Source organism: Microbacterium sp. Leaf288 (assembly GCF_001422925.1).
GTDB lineage: Bacteria > Actinomycetota > Actinomycetes > Actinomycetales > Microbacteriaceae > Microbacterium.
This window is the reverse complement of record NZ_LMNI01000012.1, coordinates 85,057-101,882: the sequence shown is the minus strand read 5'-3', so window position 1 is coordinate 101,882 and position 16,826 is coordinate 85,057. Positions and strand designations below refer to the sequence as shown.

Here is a 16,826-nt window from a genome sequence, read left to right as displayed (position 1 = left end):
GCGGCGATGCCTGCGTGTCAACCGAGCGCTGAGTTGGTCTGCCCCCAGCATGCCGGGCGGGCTGCGCGGGTGTCAAGAGAACCCCGGCGGTTCCCCTGACGGCGAACTCGCTCGGCGCTCGCGGACTTCGGATGGTTGGATGGAGGCATGACTGACGACCGTACCAAGCCCGAGATCGACGCACCCGCCGGCCCGGCGCCGGCCGACCTCGTCGTCCGCGACATCGTCGTGGGTGAGGGTGCCGAGGCGAAGCCCGGCGACACCGTGACCGTCCACTACGTGGGCGTCGAGTACGAGACCGGCGAAGAGTTCGACTCGTCGTGGAACCGCGGCGAGAGCATCCAGTTCCCGCTCCGCGGCCTCATCCAGGGCTGGCAGGACGGCATCCCGGGCATGAAGGAGGGCGGTCGCCGCGAGCTCGTCATCCCGCCGCACCTCGCTTACGGTCCGGCCGGCGGCCACTTCCTCGGCGGCAAGACGCTCATCTTCGTCATCGACCTCATCAAGGTCGGCTGAGCTCGTCGAAGCCTGACCCACCCCGATCGTCCGGAGGGACGGATGCTGCGGCATCCGTCCCTCCTTCGTTCCCAGGAGTTCGCGCGTAATTTGCATTCACGGGAATAGAACATCTGCGAGGCTGTGTTGGACCACGTATGCCCGTCCCCTCGGGCGGCCCCACACGGACCTGAAACACGAAGGACGACCATGACCGACTCCACCACGATCGACGTTCCCGGCTACAAGGCGGGCACCTGGGTGCTCGACCCCGCGCACAGCGAGGTCACCTTCAGCGTGCGCCACATGATGATCTCGAAGGTGCGCGGCACCTTCGGCATGAAGAGCGCGACCCTCGTCGCCCCCGAGAACCCGCTCGACGCCAAGGTGGAGGCATCGGTCGACGTCACCTCCGTCGACACCAAGGACGAGGGCCGCGACAACCACCTGCGCTCCGCTGACTTCTTCGACGTCGAGAACCACCCCACCATGGAGTTCGTCTCGACCGGCGCCCACGTGAAGGACGGCGAGTTCTTCGTGGACGGCGACCTCACCATCCGCGGCGTCACCAAGCCCGTGTCGTTCGAGTTCGAGTTCGGCGGCTTCGGCACCGACCCCTGGGGCAACTACAAGGCGGGCGCGACGGCGAAGACGGTCGTGAACCGCGAGGACTTCGGCCTCACCTGGAATGCCGCCCTCGAGACCGGTGGAGTGCTGGTCGGCAAGGACGTCACCATCACGCTCGACCTGCAGGGCGCGCTCCAGCAGGACTGACCTTCCGCATGCGGAAGAAGAGCGGATGCCTCGATCACGAGGCATCCGCTCTTCGCGCACGCAGCCGATCCTGAGCGAGCAGGATGCCGAGGAACACGACGAGCGCGCCGATCGGCTCGTTCCACGTGATCGTCTCGCCGAGGATCAGGATGCCGAGGATCACGCCGACGACCGGGGTGATGTAGGTCACGGTCGAGGCGCGCGTCGGCCCCCACGCGCGCACGGTGTTCTGGTTCCACACGTACGCGATGCCGGTGCCGAGGCACCCGAGGAGCACCAGGCTCACCACGATCGGGACGTCGAGGCGCACGGGCGTCAGCACGAGGAACGGCGTCAGCAGTGCCATGACGACGCCGGCCATCGCGATGTAGCCGAACGTGAATGCGAGCGCCGACATCCCGGTGTTCGAGACGAAGCGCCGCATGTAGGCGAAGCTGAAGCCGTAGCTCGCGGTCGCACCGAGGATGGCGAGCTCGGCGACGAGGCTTCCGTCGAGGGCGATGCCCTGCCACGGGGCGATGATCACCACGACGCCGAGGATGCCGACGCCGATCCCGAGGACCTGCAGGGCCTTGAGCCGCTCGACGCGGAAGACCAGCCACGCCATGATCGCGGTCATGATCGGCGTGGTCGCGTTGAAGATGCTGGCGACGCCCGAACTGACGTGCTGCTGCGCCCACGAGAACAGCAGGAACGGGATGACGCAGAACGTGAGCCCGAGCACGGTCAGGTGCGCCCACACCTTGAGGCTGCGGGTCAGGTGCTCACGCCGCAGGAGGACGAGTGCGCCGAGGGTCAGCGCGCCGAGGAGGATGCGGGTCCACGCGACCTGCGCGGGGGAGATGCCGGTGAGCGACACCTTCATGAAGAGGAAGCTCGCGCCCCACACGATCCCGGCGAGCACGAACTGCACCGTGATCCAGCGCGGGGACGGCAGCCGCTGCGCACGCAGTGCCGGCGGAGCCGTTCTTGTCGAGGTCACGGTCGCCACCGTACGCCCACCCGCCGACGCCCGGGCCCGGGAGAGGATGCGACGTCCGAAATCCGCCGATGTGCGGCCGTCAGGCTACGGCGCAGCTCAGGGGACGGGATTCTCGGCGTCGTATGCGCGGAACCGCGGCGTGAGCCGCACCAGCGTCGCGACCAGGCCGATGATGATGAAGCCGCCCAGCAGCGGCGGGAACCACAGTGCGGTGAGCGTCGCCAGCGTGCCCGCGTACAGGGCGCCGAGGCGCGGGCCGCCCGTCACCACGACGATGAAGATCCCCTGCAGGCGGCCGCGGATCGTGTCGGGCACGGCGGACTGCACCATCGTGTTGCGGAAGATCGAGCTGATGTTGTCGGCGGCGCCCGAGACCGCGAGCACGAGGCACGCGAGTGCGATGAGCACCAGGTTCGGGGTGTCGGCGTCCACGCCGTCCGGCGCGAACCACCCGAGCGCGGCGGCGCCCAGGACGAGCCCCAGCGCGGCGATCGAGCTGCCGTACGCGAGGATCGCGCGCTCGATCCCGACGCCCTGACGCCGGATGCCGCCGACCCGGCCCGAGAACAGACTGGAGGCGAAGGCGCCTGCCGCCACCGAGGCGGTCAGCACGCCCGTCGTGATCGGCCCGCCGCCGAGCAGCACCGCGCCGATCGCGGGGAAGAGCGAGAGCGGCTGGCCGAACGTCATCGCGATGATGTCGAGGATGAACTGGAGCCGGATGTTCGACGCGCGCTTCAGGAAGCGCCAGCCATCGCGGAGCGACTCGAGGCCCGGCCGCACGATCTCACCCTCGGGGCGGAGATTCGGAAGGGTCCACAGCCCGAGGAAGAGCGAGGTCATGAGCACGACGTCGAGTGTGTAGGTCCACGCGTAGCCGGTCAGCGCGACCAGCACGCCCGCGAGGGCGGGCCCCGCCATCACCATGATCCCGACCGTGATGCCGCCCAGCGCCGACGCCGCGGGCAGCAGCTCACGCGGAAGCAGGCGCGGAACGATCGCCTGGCGCGAGGCGAACACGATCGAGTTCGCCGACGAGTTGACGATGCTGAGCGCGTAGAGCCACCACACGGTCTCGAGTTGCGCCCAGGTCAGCACCGCGAGCAGCGCGGTCGAGGCGAACGTGACGGTCGCGGCGATGAGGGCCACCGCCCGGCGGTCGAAGGCGTCGGCGAGCATGCCGCCGTAGATGCCGGCGAAGATCATCGGCACGAGGCCCGCGACCGCGATCATCGACACCGCGAAGGTGGACCCGGTCAGGTCGTACATCTGCAGCATGATCGCGACGATCGTGAGCTGCCCGCCGAGGCCGGCGAGCGTCGAGCCGATCCACATGCGCGTGAACGGGGGACTGGCGCGGAAGGGCCGCAGGTCGATGAAGTGGCTGCGATGCTCTCCGGCGCTCACTCGCCGGCCTCGGTGTCCTGCACGGATTCGAGCGTACCCGGGCTCAGGGGCAGCCGGTTCGCCGGGGCATCCGTTCGCTGGTAGACTCTTCAGGTTGCCGTTGGATCGGCCGCGGAGAAAGAGAGCTCGCACATCGGGTGACGAGCACCGCGCAACAAGCAGAGAGGGGATCACCTATGGCACTGGAAGCAGACGTCAAGAAGGCGATCATCGAAGAGTACGCGACGCACCCCGGTGACACCGGATCCCCCGAGGTGCAGGTCGCGATGCTGACGCAGCGCATCAAGGACCTCACCGAGCACCTCAAGGAGCACAAGCACGACCACCACTCGCGTCGTGGGCTGTTCCTGCTCGTCGGTCAGCGCCGCCGCCTGCTGGGTTACCTGCAGGACATCGACATCAACCGTTACCGCTCGCTCATCGAGCGCCTCGGTCTCCGTCGATAAGGCATCGACCAGCGTTCAATCGCGCAAAACATTCTTGGAAGGCCTCCCTACGGTGTGGGGAGGCCTTCGTCATTCCCGGACGCGTCAACGCGACGGGCGAGCGGATGCCTCGACCCGGGCGGCGACCAGATCCGCGTGGTGGATCTCGGCCACGTCGGGGTGCGCGCGCAGGCGCGACTTCAGCGCGTTCTCGCCGTACAGCGCATGGATCGGGTTGGACGGATCCTGCGTGACCCCGCGGGCCTGCGCCGCGAGCTCGGCCGGAAGCTCGATGAGCGGGAGGCGCTTGTCGAGGGCCGGGTTGAAGAAGAACGGCACCGAGATGCGGTCGTCGGGGGAGCGGGGAGAGATCACGCGGTGCTTCGTCGCGATGAGGTAGCCCTGCGTCGCGTACTCGAGGAGCTCGCCGATGTTGACGACGAACGCACCGGGTACCGGGGGAGCGTCGACCCACTCTCCGTCCCTCTCGACCTGCAGGCCGCCCTTGCCCGGTTCGACCCACAGGAGCGTCAGCACGCCGGAATCCTTGTGGGCGCCGACGCCCTGCTGCGGCGTCGGGTCCTCCTTGCCGGGGTAGCGCACGATCTTGATGAGCGTCGAGGGCTCGCCGAAGTGCTCGTCGAAGTAGTTCTCCGCGGCGCCGAGCGACAGCGCCCACGCGCGCAGGAGCTTGCGCGCGACCCCCGACAGGTGGTCGTGCCACTCTGAGACGACCTCGCGCAGCTCGGGCTGGGCTGCCGGCCAGAGGTTGGGTCCGATGAGGCGTGCGAAGTCGGGGGCCGCCGGGTCGGCGATCGCCTCGCGTTCGGGTCCGATATCGATCTGCTCGCGCCAGTCGACCTTGCCCTGCGTGCGCTCGCCGCCGACGCGGGTGTACCCGCGGAAGTGCGGGCTGTTGACGTTCTCGATGGCGAGCTTGTCGGCCTCGGGGAGGGCGAAGAAGTCGCGCGCGGCCTGGTGCAGTCGCGCCTCCAGGTCGGGGGTCACGCCCGTGCCGGTCAGGTAGAAGAAGCCGACGTCGTGGGTCGCGGCGCGCAGGTCGCTGCGGAACTGCGCGGCTGCCTCCGGGCCCGCGTCGAGCCGGGAGAGGTCGAGGATCGGCAGGTTGAGGTCGGTCATGGTGCGAGAGTAGGCGGCTGCGCCGCATCCGTCCCGTTTGTTGCCTTCGGTTTCGCGCGGTCCGCGCCGATGCCGAATCGGCGGCTGACGCGCACCCGTTGCGCCCGCGACCGTCGTCCGGTCTGCTGGACGCATGACGCGTCCCCCACGCAACGTGCTCGTGACCGGCTGTTCCACCGGTATCGGCCGCCAGGCGGCATCCGTCCTCGCCCGGCGCGGCTGGCGCGTCTACGCGACGGCTCGCCGTCTCGACGCCATCGCGGATCTCGAGAGGCATGGATGCCGCCTCCTCGAGCTCGACGTGACCGATGAGGCTTCGCGGGCCGCCGCCGTCGACGCGGTCATGGCGGCCGAGGGCGCGGTCGGCGTGCTGGTGAACAACGCCGGCATCAGTGAGCTCGGCGCGACGGCGGCCATGCCGGTGGCACACGTGGAGCGGATGTTCGCGACCAACGTCTTCGGCATGCTGAGCCTGACGCAGCTCGTGGTCCCGGGCATGCGCACGCGCGGCGCCGGGCGCATCGTGAACATCGGCTCGATGAACGGTCGCTGGATGATGCCGGGCATGGGATCGTACGCCGCCACCAAGCACGCGCTCGAGGCGTTCAGCGACGCCCTCCGCTACGAGCTCCGGCCCTTCGGCATCGAGGTCTCGCTCATCGCGCCCGGCATGGTGACGACAGGGTTCGGCCATTCGGCGGCGCGGCGCAGCGACAGCTCCGAAGACGACCCGCAGTGGGCGGACTTCACGGCCCGCGTGTCGGAGCTGACGCTCACGTGGGACGCGGGGCCGCGCGCCCGGCTCGCCTGCTCGCCGCGCGATGTCGCCGAGCGCGTGGTGCGCGCAGCAGAGTCTCAGCGGCCGCGGGCCCGCTACCGGGTCGCGCCGTCGGCGACGATCATGCTGTCGCTGCGCCGCGTGCTGCCGGAGCGGACGTTCGAGCGTGTGCTGCGCGCCCAGTTCCCGTCCCCGCGGCCCTGACGCCGGACGATGGCCGGGCGCGCGGCCCGGCCATCGGCGATCCTCAGGAGGTGGGGCGGTTCATGTCGGGGATGGTGATCGGGGTGGTCGTCCCCGATGCGCCGCGGTTCAGGAAGGCCATCGCGATGCCGCGGAGGAGCTGGTCGAACAGGTAGAAGTTCGCCGGCATGAGCGGAAGGAGCCCCTCGCGGAACGCGATGTAGCTCGGCCAGCCGACCCGGATGGTGGCGGCCGACACATAGTCGCGGGGGAGGCCGAGCCAGTCGCCGATCTCGTTGCCGAGCTGGTAGCGGACGAACTCGTTGAGGAAGCCGCGCGTGACCCCGAGGTCGACCTGCGCAGTGAGCCCGAGGAGCGTCTCGGCGAGCTCCTGGCCCTCGGGCGTCCACGCGAGCTTGGGCGTGAGGATCTGCGCGGCCTGGGCGTGTGCGGCGTCCCAGGTCGCGGGGATGTACTCGTCGCGGACGCCGAGGAAGTGCAGCGCCACCTGCCACGAGTGCAGGAAGGCGTCCTGGTCGGCCGTCGACATCGGCACCCGCCACTCCTTGAGCTTCTTGTGCGCGAAGGTGCCGGTGCTGTGGAAGGTGACGAGGATGTCGTGGTTGCTGATCGGGATCTGCTCGTCGTGACCGCTCTGCTGCCAGTGCGGCGACTGCGGCAGGAGGTGGCGGACGGCGGAGTGCACCATGCGCGTCTTGTTCGAGGTCACCATGAACTCGCCCGTCGTCTCGAACGCGTTGATGTCGCTCAGGTCGTAGCCGAAGCTGAACGTCTTCGCTGCGCGGTCCTGCATGTCGGCGCCGCCCTTCGAGTGGTACACGGACCGTGCCTCACGCGGGATGACGGTGCTCATGATGCCGCCGCCGATTCCGTAGATCATGAAGAGGTAGGTGTCCTTGCGGCGGTTGAAGTCCGCCGCGCGGCGCAGCTTGGTCCGGTCGGCCCAGGAGGGCAGCTGGGTCGAACCCTGGAGGAAGCCTGCCAGCTCCGGCGGAAGGCCGGTGGGCACCGGCTGCCAGTTGTTGACCCACGGCAGGATCGCGTCGTTGACCGCAGCGGTCTGACCGCTGGAGATGACGGAGGCCATGATGCGGTCGAGGTCGTCGTCCCACACCCACTGCGGATCGACGCCGGAGCCGGTGCCGAGCACCGACCCCGCGGGCGACCACGACCAGGCCGCTGTGGGGATGGCGACGCCGGCGAGACCGAGCGCGGCCCCCAGCGTCAGGACGGAACGTCTGGTCATTTCGGGCATGGGGGTACCTGCTTCCCGACGGGGGACGGATCACGCCCGGCGACATCCTCGACGCCGGTTCCCGCGTGTCGATCCATCCAGGACGAATGTGATTCGCCGTTAACATATGTGGTGCGGGCGCGCCGCACAACCCCCTGATGTCCAGGGGTTTCGGAACGGGGTCAGCCGTTCTGGCGCGGATCGGGTCGGGGCATCCGCGGTTCCTCCCGCGGCCGGCGCGATCCCGTGGGATCGTTGCGCCGTCCCTCGCGGCGGGCGAGGGTGCGATCGGCGAACAGCCAGGTCGGACGCGGCTCGACCAGCGGGCGGAAGACGCGGCGCACGGGTTTCGTCGCGAGCCCGAGAGCGATCAGCACGGATCCGATGATCACGAGTGGCAGCCACAGCCACGTCGGCTCGGCGTTGCGCAGCAGGCCGTTCTCGCGGAACGGGTAGAGCACGAACGAATGCAGCAGATAGACGTACATCGTGTACTGGCCGAAGTGCGTCCACCAGTGCGTGTCGCGCGGCACGAGCGCGAAGAACGCGGTCGACAGCACCACTGCCACGACCATCAGCGCGAGGCGCACACCGCCCGCCCACCACTGCGTGCCGCCGATCGACGCGTAATTCTCGTCGTAGAACAGCCACTCGCGCAGGTTCATCGCGCGCCAGTCGTCGACGAAGAACCACGCCGCCCATCCGGTGACGGCGAAGAGTCCGAGCGCGCCGGCCAGCACCCACCAGGGCCGGCGGTCGAGGAGTCGAAGCCGTGCGACGACGTCGTGCTCGCGCAGCCACCAGCCGAGCGTGAAGAACGGCAGCAGCCCGAGCGTGCGCGACAGCGAGAACGTCGAGCCGATGTTCGGCAGGTAGCCGGCGCCGATCGAGATCACGATGGTCCACAGCAGCGGCCAGCGCAGCAGCGCCAGATAGGGGAGCACGACTCGGAAGATGCCGAGCGCGAGCAGGAACCACAGCGTCCAGGAGGGCTGGGTGATGTTGGGGTTCGCCTGTCCCTCGACGATCCACTTGGTGAGGGTCCACAGTCCCTCGAACACGATGTACGGCACCAGGATGTCGGTGATCACGCGTGCCATCTGCGTCTTGGTCGGGGCGTCCGACTTCGAGAAGTAGCCCGAGATGATCGCGAACGCCGGCATGTGGAACGCGTAGATGACGAGGTACAGGCCCAGCGCGATGTCGGAGTCGTACGTCAGCCGCTGCACGGCGTGACCGAGCACCACGAACACGATGCACGCGAAGCGCGCGTTGTCCCAGAACGGCGTGCGCCGCCGCGGACGGGCGATGGATCCCGTCGGGGTGGTGGTCGTCGCCGTGGGCGGAACGCTGCTGCCGGTCATCGTCACCTCTCGCCGGGGGCGCAGACCAGACTAGCCGCGTGCGCCGGGCGGCGCTCTCGCTTGACACCGAGTCCCACGCTGGATGAATCTGAGTGCGAGCGTGCCGACGGCGGTCGCCGGGAGGGATTCACCGATGAGGGATGCTGCGACCCACGCCGGCTGGTCGAGCTCGGCGACCGATCGGCCCTTCGTCGCAGTGAGCACCGGGGTGATCCGCGGAACCCGGGAGGGTGCGCTCGACCGCTTCCTCGGCATCCCGTACGCCGCCCCGCCGGTGGGTGAGCGCCGCTTCCGGGCTCCCGAGCCTGCCGCGGCGTGGGTGGGGGAGCGGGATGCCTCGGCCTTCGGCCCGACCGCGCCGCAGCGTCCGTACAGTCCGGCGATCGCGAAGTACCTCGCCTCCGTCGAGGTGCCCGGCGACGACATCCTCACGGTGAACGTGTGGACGCCCGCCGATCGCGCACCGGACGCCGCGCTGCCCGTGCTGGTGTTCGTGCACGGCGGCGCGCTCACGCGCGGCACGACCGCGCTCCCCACCTACGACGGCGAGCGGTTCGCGCGGCATGGCATCGTGTACGCGTCGATCCAGTATCGGCTGGGCCAGGAGGGCTTCGCGGTGCTCGACGACGTGCCCCGGAACCTCGGCGTGCTCGACCAGGAGCTCGCTCTGCGCTGGGTGCGCCGCGAGATCGCCGCCTTCGGTGGAGACCCCGCCCGCGTCACGGTCATGGGGCATTCGGCCGGTGCCAACACGCTCACGGCTCTCCTCGCCCTCCCGCACGCGAAGGAGCTGTTCGACCGGGCGATCCTGCAGTCCGGCCCGCTCGAGGCGCGGCCGCCCAAGAAGGCGGGCCGTATGACCCGCGAGATCGCGCAGCGCCTCAAGGTCGCCACCACGCGTGCGGGATTCTCCGGCGTCCCTGCGGATGAGCTCGTCTCGCAGCAGACCGCGCTCGCCGCGGGCGGCTCCCCGCTCGGCGGCGGGCCGACGGTCGCGCTGGTGATCGGGGGCGAGGCCGTGCCTCGCAGCCCGCTCGATGCTCTGCTCGCGGGCGCGGGTCGAGGCATCCCGGTGCTGATCGGCTCCACCAGCGAGGAGTACCGGCTCTGGCTCGTCCCGTCCGGGGCGGTCGACAAGGCGAGCTGGCTCACGGTGACCGTCGCGCGGCTGGCCGCGCGCGTGCCGGCGCGGATCGTGCGGGCTCACCGCGCGCGCCGCCCCGACGCGAAGCCGGGGGAGGTGCTGGGCGAGGTGATCGGCGACATGCTGCTGCGCGGCCCGATCACGCGCTTCGCCGACAGTCGGGTCGAGTCGACGGAATCGCCGACGTGGGTGTACGAGTTCCGGTGGCGGAGCCCCGTCGACGGGCTCGGCGCCGCGCACGTCATGGAGCTCGGCTTCGTGTTCGACCGGCTCGGCGAGCCCGACGCGATCGGCATCGGGGGTCCGGACGGGCCCCAGGCCCTCGCCGACGCGATGCATCGAGCGTGGGTGTCGTTCGTTGTCGACGGCGATCCGGGCTGGGAGGCATGGTCGGCGCGGCGGCCGGTGCAGGCGTTCGATGCCGACGGCGGGCACATCGACTACGCGCCGCGTCAGAACGAGCTCGACGGTCTTCCCGAGGGGTAGTCTCGCAGGCGCGATGACGACGATCGACGACGCGCTGCAGCGCGACCAGGCCATTGGCGACCTCGATTGGCATGTGTTCCCGGGCGGCACGGAGCGCGATGAGTTCCGCGCCCCCAGTGGCGGTCTCGCGCGGGTGCGCCTGGGTGACCACGACGCGCCGAGGGTCGTGCTCGTCCCCGGCGTGGCGGGGTCGAAGGAGGACTTCGTGCTGCTGTTCCCGCTGCTCGCCGCCGCCGGGTACCGCGTCGAGTCGTACGACATCGCCGGCCACTACGAGTCGGTGGAGGCCGGCCCGCAGCACCTCGACCCGCCGCGCGAGCAATACGACTATGCGCTGTTCGTCGACGATCTCATCGCGATCCTCGAGGACGGCAGCCCCGCCCACGTGCTCGGCTACAGCTTCGCGGGCCTGGTCACCGAGCTCGCGCTCGTCGAGCGTCCCGACCTGTTCCGGAGCCTCACGCTCATGGCTGCGCCGCCCGCGACCGGCCAGGTCTTCCGTGGCGTGAAGCACATCGGGCCGATCTCCGACATGTCGCCGCACCGCGCCGCGGGGCTCATCCTGTGGGGCATCCGGTACAACCTCAACCGCACGCCTCCCGGCCGCATCGCCTTCGTGCGCGAGCGGCTCGGCGTCACGGGCCGCGCCTGCATCGACGACGTCGTCGGACTCATGATGTCGACGCCCGACTTCGCCGACGCCGTCGCGGCCACGGGCATCCCGAAGCTCATCGCCGTCGGCGACCAGGACCTCTGGCCGCAGGCGCAGCACGATGCCTACGCCGCGCGCATCGGCGCCCGTGTCGCGACGTACCCCACGGGGCACGCGCCCTGCGAGACCGCTCCGCACCAGCTCGCGCGCGACATGCTGCGACTCTTCGCCGACGCGCAGTGAGAGGGGTGGATGCCGCAGCCCGCGGCATCCACTCTCCTCATCTCACTTGATCGAGCCTCGCGTGACGCCAGAGATCACCCAGCGCTGGCTGAAGATGTAGACGATCAGCAGCGGTGCCATCGCCATCAGGTAGGACGCGAACGCCACCGTGTAGTCGGTGTTGAACTGCCCCTGGAAGACGTACTGCGCGAGCGAGAGCGTCCGCGCCGAGGGCTCTGTGAGCACGACGAGCGGCATGATGAAGTCGTTCCACGCCCACACGCACGTGAGGATGCCGACCGTCGCGTTCATCGGCATGAGCAGCGGGAAGATCACCTGCCAGAACACCCTCCACGTCGAGGCGCCGTCGACGCGTGCGGCCTCTTCGAGCTCGATCGGAATCGAGCGGATGTACGCCGTGTAGATGAAGATGTTCAGCGACAGCCCGTAGATCGTGTACAGGATGATCATGCCGGCCTGGTTGTCGAGTCCCAGGATCGACGTCTGCTTGACGAGCGGCAGCATGATGATCGGGAACGGGATGAATAGCGCAGCCAGCAGGTAGAAGAACACGCCCTTGAAGAACGGGCGGTGGATGTTGCGTGCCAGCGCGTACGCCACGATCGAGCTCGTCAGCAGTGTGAACGCCACGGAGCCGACGGTGATGATCGCCGTGTTCAGCAGCGCCTGCGGAAAGCTCGTGCGCACCCAGGCGTCGGCGAAGTTCTCCCAGCGGATCGGGTTCGGCAGTTCGAACCCGGTGCCCTCGGTCAGCTGATCCGGCGTCTTGAGGGCGACGACGACCGCCAGGTAGAGCGGGATCAGCACGGTGAGCGAGCACACCGCGATGAGCGCGGTGGCCCACCAATTGGTCTTGCGCGTGTCGTCGTCGGGCTCGCTGCGACGCTTGCGGCGGTTGTTCGCCGTGACGGCGTCGACCTCCTGCTCGAGCTGGGACGCGGTGTTGGTCATGGTGGTCATCAGAAATCGGCCTCTCTGCGCTGAAGGACCCGGAACTGCAGGAGTGAGACGACCGTGATCACGATGAAGAAGATCACCGCGTTGGCCGTCTGGTAGGCGAACTCTCCGCCTGAGAAGCCGCCCCGGAAGATGAGCAGCGTCACTGATTCGGTCGACGTGCCCGGTCCGCCGTTGGTGAGGGCGACGATCGGGTCGAAGACCTGAAGGAATCCCTTGAGGCTCAGTACCACGTTGATGGTGAAGAACGCCCCGATGAGAGGGAAGGTGATCGATCGGAACTGCCGCCACGGGCTGGCGCCGTCGAGGGACGACGCCTCGTAGAGCTCCGACGGAATCGTCTGCAGCCCCGAAAGGTAGATGATGATCGCGAAGGCGCACGCCTGCCAGACGGCGAGCGCGACGATCGCGGTCCACGCCCACGTCTCGTTCGTGAGGATGTTGTCGCGGAACAGCGGGATGCCCGAGAGGATCTTCGGCAGCGAGTTCGAGAAGAAGAACTGGAACACGTAGCCGATCACGAGGATCGCCAGGATGTAGGGCACGAAGTACACGCCGCGCCAGAAGTTCCGCGCCTTGATCTTCGCGTTCAGTCCGAGGGCGATCGCCAGCGAGAACACGTTCGTCAGGATCGTGGCGACGATGGCGAACAGGAACGAGAAGCCATAGGCCTGCAGGACGCGGTCGTCCTTGAACAGGTTGAGGTAGTTCGACAGACCCACGAAGTTCCAGGCGCCATAGCCGGCATAGTTCGTGAAGCTGAAGAAGATGCCCACCACGACCGGCAGGGTGTGGAACGCGGCGAACGCGATGACCGCGGGCCACACCATCCAGTAGTAGGCGGGGAGGGCACGCGAGGAGTCGCTGCGCGTGCGGGACGCACGCTTGCGCGCGGTGCCGACCGGAGTGGACCGAACGGCTTGGGTGAGGGTGGTGGCCATGTCATTCTCCCGTCACGGGGATCGTGCGGGCGGCCACCTTGGCCCACTCGCGGTCGAGGGTCTTCAGCGCCTTCTCGGCATCACCGTCGAAGAGGAACTGCTGATCGGTGGGGATGAGGGGGAGCGCAGGCGGGATCTGGTGGTCGATGAAGCCCGTGATGCGCCGGTCTTCGAAGTACGGCCGCACCGACTGCAGCGCGGGATCGTCGCTGAGTTCGGCGCCCTCGACCGACGGGACCATGTTCTGCGACGCGGCGAACTTCTCGATCACCTCGGGCTGGAACACGTAGTCGATGAAGCGCATCGCCGCGTCGTGCTTGGGGCTGTCCTTGCCGAGCGTGAAGACGACATCGACGCCGGACACGAGCAGGCTCTCGCCGGGCTCGTCGGTGGGGTAGGGGAAGATCCCCATCCGGATGTCGGGATTCACCTGCTTGATCGGGTTGGTGGCCCAGATGCCCTGGAGCAGCATCGCCGACTCGCCGCGCGCGAAGGCTGCGTTGCCGTCGTCGTACGTCTTGCCGCGGTAGCCCTCCTGCATGTACGAGTACAGCTGGTACTGGCGGTCCATCGCTTCGACGAAGTCCTTCTCGAAGGACACCTCGGAGTCAGGGCCGACGTTCTCGCCCTCCTCGCGCATCTTGTCGAAGAAGCCGTTCTGGGCGGGGTAGGCGCCGAGGGCGTTCCACGACGGGATGCCGGTCCACGAGTCCGCGAGCGTGCCGTAGAAGGGCTGGATGCCGGCGTCGACCAGCGCGTCGCAGACCGCGATGAACTCGTCCCAGGTCTGGGGGACCTCGAGGCCCTGTTCCTCGAAGATGTCCTGGTTGTAGATGACGCCGTTGGCGTTGTTGACGTAGCCGAGACCGTTCACCTCGTCGCCGTAGGAGCCGAGGTCGGCGAGGATGTCCTGCACGGCGGGGTTGATGGTCTCGAGCACCGGCTCGTTCGAGAAGTCGTAGAACACGCCGGCCTGTGCGAGCCGGCCGAAGTTGCCGTTCGCGTTGAGGGTGATGACATCGGGGATGCGATCCTTCACCAACAGCGTGCGGATGGCGGTGTCGGCGTCCGCGACCTGGTTCTGCACCACCTTGATGTCGGGGTTCTCCGCCTCGAAGCCCGCGATGATCTCGTTGAAGTCCTCGAGCGCCTCGCCCTTGAACTGGAAGAAGTTCAGGGTCGTCACGCCGTCGGCGGGGTTCTGGGCGCAGCCGCCGACGGCGACGGCGGTCGCGGCGATGACGGCGACCGCGAGCGGCCGGATCCATCGTCGGTGAATGGTTCTCATCGTGCGCCTCCTTGCGCGTGGGGGTGGGGAGTGTTCAGTTCTCGGCGGTGAGCTCGACGACCATCGCCTGCTGCGGGCGCTGCACGGGTGGGCGCACGCCCACTTCGGCCAGTTGCAGGCCGGTCAGCACGATGTCGGACTCGGCCCATTCGAGGGCCGACTGCCCGGCGTCGTCGTCCCGGATCAGGACGCGGAGCCGGTAGGCACGGGCGGGATCGAGTCCGGGCATGCGAACGCGACCTGGCGGATACGCGGCGCTGGTCGCGGTCTGGACGATCGTGAAGACGGCGGATGCGGCATCCGCTCCCACCACCCCGCGCACGTCGATTCCCGGGTCGGTGCCGTCGACGTGGATGACGCGACCCGACGCGATGAGGGGGCGCAGGCGCTTGGCGAGGGCGACCCACTCCGCGATCTCGGCACGACGGGTGTCATCGAGGCTGGTCAGATCCCATTCGATGCCGAAATGGCCGAGCAGCGCGACGGCGCCGCTCAGACCGAGCGAGACGGTCCGCCCCGACGAATGGACGACGGGACTCGTCAGGTGCATGCCGAGCATCTCGGGGGGCACCACGATGCCGGTGTGCTTCTGGTTGTCGAGCCGCTCGAGCGGATCGAGGCTGTCGCTGGTCCACACGCGATCGGTGCGATCCAGGATGCCGAGATCCACACGTGCGCCGCCGGAGGCGCAGCTCTCGATCTCGAGCCCGGGATGGGCTGCCTTGAGGTCGTCGATCAGCCGGTAGACCGCGAGCGTGTGCTCGTGCACGCGGGCGCCCCCCGCGGGTCCGCTCGCGGCGTCGACGAGATCGCGGTTGTGATCCCACTTGAGGTAGGCGATCGGGTACTCGTCCAGCAGGGCATGCAGACGCCCGGCAATGTGGGCGTACGCCTCCGGCTGCGAGAGGTCCACCACCTGCTGCTGGCGAGCGGACGGCGGCAGCGACATCCGTCCCCGCAGGAGCCAGTCCGGGTGCTGCCGCGCAAGGTCGCTGTCGGGGTTGACCATCTCGGGTTCGACCCAGAGGCCGAACTCCATCCCGAGCCCTCGCACGTGGTCGACGAGGGGGTGAAGGCCCCGGGGCCAGACGGCGGTGTCGACCGTCCAGTCGCCGAGCCCCGCGGTGTCATCGCGGCGGCCCTCGAACCAGCCGTCGTCGAGGACGAACCGCTCGACGCCGACGGATGCTGCGGCGTCGGCGAGTGCGGTGAGCCGATCGAGCGAGTGGTCGAAGTAGACCGCCTCCCAGGTGTTCAGCGTGACCGGCCGGGGCCGACGCGGATGCTGCGGCCGGGCGCGCCACTCGTCGTGGAAGCGCGCGGACAGCGCCGTCAGCCCGTCGCCCCACGAGCCGATCACCCAGGGGGAGCTGTACGCCGCACCGGCCGCCAGCACCACCTCGCCGGGCAGCAGCAGTTCGCCGCCCGCGAGGAAGGCGTCTCCGGTGGTCGTGCGCTCGGCGAGAACGCGGTGGTTGCCGCTCCAGGCCACGTGGATGCCGTGGACCCGGCCTCTCTCGAAGCCGAACCCCGGCCGGCCGGCCGCGAGGAGGATCGTGGAGTCGGCCCCGGTCCGGCCGCGACGGCTCTCACGGACATGGACGCCGATGCCGAGGTCGCGCCGCTGCGGCGACCGCTCGCGGAGGTGGTGTCCCGTGGTGTCGAGCACCTCGGTGGCATCCCAGGGGAGGGGGAAGGTGGGGTGCGTGGCCTGCAGTGTGTACGGCGTCGCGCCGGCGTTGCGCACCGTCACCCGCTGGTGGAGCAGGCCGCTCGGCCCGATGCGCACCTCGACGCGCACGGCGAGACCCGCCTCGGCGTCGACGAGGGCCAGGCTCGCGCGGTGCTCGCCGGCCTGCACGTCGGCGAGAGAGAGACGGATGCTGACACCCGCACCCTCGCGGTGCCCCTCGAGTCCCGGGGCGGCGAACCATCCTTCGGCGCCGGTGGGCACGAGTGTGAGGGCAGGCGTCGTGTCGAGGCCGCCGGACACGCGCTGGCCGCGCGCGGCCACCGCGAGTGAGCGCAGCGTGTCAGGAGTGGAGCCCGTGAGCGCCTCGCCCCAGTGCACGATCGCCGGTCCGGGCGTCGCGTCGAGGTCGACGACGACGCTCGTTCCTCCGCGGCTGAGGTGGAGCACGCGAGGCTCGGCGGACGGAGAGGTGCGCTCGGCGTCGAGCAACCGGTCGGTGCTGTGCATAAAGTTAGTTTTATCACGGAAGTAATGAGTCCCACAAGAGGAAGCGAAACGGTCGCGCCATCGGCGCTTGAAGGGGTATTCGTGCCATAATGAAACCATTAGGGATGTGGGG

At 69.1% G+C, this 16,826-nt stretch carries 15 protein-coding genes; 6 read left to right on the top strand and 9 right to left on the bottom strand.

The genetic code is table 11. The features are described from left to right. Window positions 1–147 precede the first annotated feature (147 nt). Window positions 148–516 (top strand): FKBP-type peptidyl-prolyl cis-trans isomerase, encoded by a 369-nt coding sequence (locus tag ASF40_RS14100; protein WP_056370156.1) that lies wholly within the window; start codon window positions 148–150, stop codon window positions 514–516. Between the two features lie 189 nt (window positions 517–705). Then, window positions 706–1,269: a YceI family protein gene (locus ASF40_RS14095; protein WP_056370154.1), complete on the top strand. Its 564-nt coding sequence runs from the start codon at window positions 706–708 to the stop codon at window positions 1,267–1,269. Window positions 1,270–1,303: 34 nt separating this feature from the next. Here the strand turns inward: ASF40_RS14095 and ASF40_RS14090 are convergent, their stop codons facing one another. Both ASF40_RS14090 and ASF40_RS14085 read right to left on the bottom strand, forming a co-directional pair. After that, window positions 1,304–2,251 (bottom strand): DMT family transporter, encoded by a 948-nt coding sequence (locus ASF40_RS14090; RefSeq protein WP_056371465.1) that lies wholly within the window; start codon window positions 2,249–2,251, stop codon window positions 1,304–1,306. 96 nt (window positions 2,252–2,347) lie between these two features. After that, entirely contained in the window at window positions 2,348–3,658 is a 1,311-nt protein-coding gene (locus ASF40_RS14085; RefSeq protein WP_056370151.1) for an MFS transporter, read from the bottom strand. 176 nt (window positions 3,659–3,834) lie between these two features. Between ASF40_RS14085 and rpsO the strand changes: the two genes are divergently transcribed. Continuing rightward, window positions 3,835–4,104 (top strand): 30S ribosomal protein S15, encoded by a 270-nt coding sequence (gene rpsO / locus ASF40_RS14080; RefSeq protein WP_005048780.1) that lies wholly within the window; start codon window positions 3,835–3,837, stop codon window positions 4,102–4,104. A gap of 84 nt (window positions 4,105–4,188) precedes the next feature. Here the strand turns inward: rpsO and ASF40_RS14075 are convergent, their stop codons facing one another. Then, on the bottom strand, window positions 4,189–5,223 hold the full coding sequence (locus ASF40_RS14075) for an isopenicillin N synthase family dioxygenase (RefSeq protein WP_056370148.1): 1,035 nt from the start codon (window positions 5,221–5,223) through the stop codon (window positions 4,189–4,191). Window positions 5,224–5,356: 133 nt separating this feature from the next. Here ASF40_RS14075 and ASF40_RS14070 point away from each other — a divergent pair, with 133 nt between their 5' ends. Then, window positions 5,357–6,205 (top strand): SDR family oxidoreductase, encoded by an 849-nt coding sequence (locus ASF40_RS14070; protein ID WP_056370147.1) that lies wholly within the window; start codon window positions 5,357–5,359, stop codon window positions 6,203–6,205. A gap of 43 nt (window positions 6,206–6,248) precedes the next feature. Here ASF40_RS14070 and ASF40_RS14065 read toward each other — a convergent pair whose 3' ends face one another. Together ASF40_RS14065 and ASF40_RS14060 are read right to left on the bottom strand one after the other, a co-directional pair. Then, window positions 6,249–7,451: an oxygenase MpaB family protein gene (locus ASF40_RS14065; RefSeq protein WP_235560246.1), complete on the bottom strand. Its 1,203-nt coding sequence runs from the start codon at window positions 7,449–7,451 to the stop codon at window positions 6,249–6,251. 170 nt (window positions 7,452–7,621) lie between these two features. Beyond that, window positions 7,622–8,803, bottom strand: coding sequence for an acyltransferase family protein (locus tag ASF40_RS14060; RefSeq protein ID WP_200919492.1), 1,182 nt, complete (start codon window positions 8,801–8,803; stop codon window positions 7,622–7,624). A 133-nt stretch (window positions 8,804–8,936) separates the two neighbouring features. On the opposite strand from ASF40_RS14060, the gene ASF40_RS14055 reads away from it, so the two are divergent. Both ASF40_RS14055 and ASF40_RS14050 read left to right on the top strand, forming a co-directional pair. Beyond that, on the top strand, window positions 8,937–10,433 hold the full coding sequence (locus ASF40_RS14055; protein WP_082497076.1) for a carboxylesterase/lipase family protein: 1,497 nt from the start codon (window positions 8,937–8,939) through the stop codon (window positions 10,431–10,433). Between the two features lie 13 nt (window positions 10,434–10,446). Beyond that, window positions 10,447–11,328: an alpha/beta fold hydrolase gene (locus tag ASF40_RS14050; RefSeq protein WP_056370143.1), complete on the top strand. Its 882-nt coding sequence runs from the start codon at window positions 10,447–10,449 to the stop codon at window positions 11,326–11,328. A gap of 42 nt (window positions 11,329–11,370) precedes the next feature. Here ASF40_RS14050 and ASF40_RS14045 read toward each other — a convergent pair whose 3' ends face one another. The 4 genes from ASF40_RS14045 to ASF40_RS14030 are packed head-to-tail and all read right to left on the bottom strand — an operon-like array spanning window position 11,371 to window position 16,714. Continuing rightward, window positions 11,371–12,288 (bottom strand): carbohydrate ABC transporter permease, encoded by a 918-nt coding sequence (locus ASF40_RS14045; protein ID WP_056370141.1) that lies wholly within the window; start codon window positions 12,286–12,288, stop codon window positions 11,371–11,373. Beyond that, entirely contained in the window at window positions 12,288–13,226 is a 939-nt protein-coding gene (locus tag ASF40_RS14040) for a carbohydrate ABC transporter permease (RefSeq protein WP_082497075.1), read from the bottom strand. Before ASF40_RS14040 ends, ASF40_RS14045 begins: the two co-directional genes overlap by 1 nt. Window position 13,227: 1 nt before the next feature. Continuing rightward, window positions 13,228–14,514 (bottom strand): ABC transporter substrate-binding protein, encoded by a 1,287-nt coding sequence (locus ASF40_RS14035; protein WP_056370139.1) that lies wholly within the window; start codon window positions 14,512–14,514, stop codon window positions 13,228–13,230. A gap of 34 nt (window positions 14,515–14,548) precedes the next feature. Beyond that, window positions 14,549–16,714 (bottom strand): alpha-galactosidase, encoded by a 2,166-nt coding sequence (locus ASF40_RS14030; RefSeq protein ID WP_056370137.1) that lies wholly within the window; start codon window positions 16,712–16,714, stop codon window positions 14,549–14,551. Between the last annotated feature and the right edge of the window lie 112 nt (window positions 16,715–16,826).

Coding starts and splice junctions, on each gene's coding strand:
- ASF40_RS14100 (WP_056370156.1), top strand. CDS start 148: ATGACTGACGACCGTACCAAGCCCGAGATCGACGCACCCGCCGGCCCG.
- ASF40_RS14095 (WP_056370154.1), top strand. CDS start 706: ATGACCGACTCCACCACGATCGACGTTCCCGGCTACAAGGCGGGCACC.
- rpsO (WP_005048780.1), top strand. CDS start 3,835: ATGGCACTGGAAGCAGACGTCAAGAAGGCGATCATCGAAGAGTACGCG.
- ASF40_RS14075 (WP_056370148.1), bottom strand. CDS start 5,223: ATGACCGACCTCAACCTGCCGATCCTCGACCTCTCCCGGCTCGACGCG.
- ASF40_RS14070 (WP_056370147.1), top strand. CDS start 5,357: ATGACGCGTCCCCCACGCAACGTGCTCGTGACCGGCTGTTCCACCGGT.
- ASF40_RS14065 (WP_235560246.1), bottom strand. CDS start 7,451: ATGACCAGACGTTCCGTCCTGACGCTGGGGGCCGCGCTCGGTCTCGCC.
- ASF40_RS14060 (WP_200919492.1), bottom strand. CDS start 8,803: ATGACCGGCAGCAGCGTTCCGCCCACGGCGACGACCACCACCCCGACG.
- ASF40_RS14055 (WP_082497076.1), top strand. CDS start 8,937: ATGAGGGATGCTGCGACCCACGCCGGCTGGTCGAGCTCGGCGACCGAT.
- ASF40_RS14050 (WP_056370143.1), top strand. CDS start 10,447: ATGACGACGATCGACGACGCGCTGCAGCGCGACCAGGCCATTGGCGAC.
- ASF40_RS14045 (WP_056370141.1), bottom strand. CDS start 12,288: ATGACCACCATGACCAACACCGCGTCCCAGCTCGAGCAGGAGGTCGAC.
- ASF40_RS14040 (WP_082497075.1), bottom strand. CDS start 13,226: ATGGCCACCACCCTCACCCAAGCCGTTCGGTCCACTCCGGTCGGCACC.
- ASF40_RS14035 (WP_056370139.1), bottom strand. CDS start 14,514: ATGAGAACCATTCACCGACGATGGATCCGGCCGCTCGCGGTCGCCGTC.
- ASF40_RS14030 (WP_056370137.1), bottom strand. CDS start 16,714: ATGCACAGCACCGACCGGTTGCTCGACGCCGAGCGCACCTCTCCGTCC.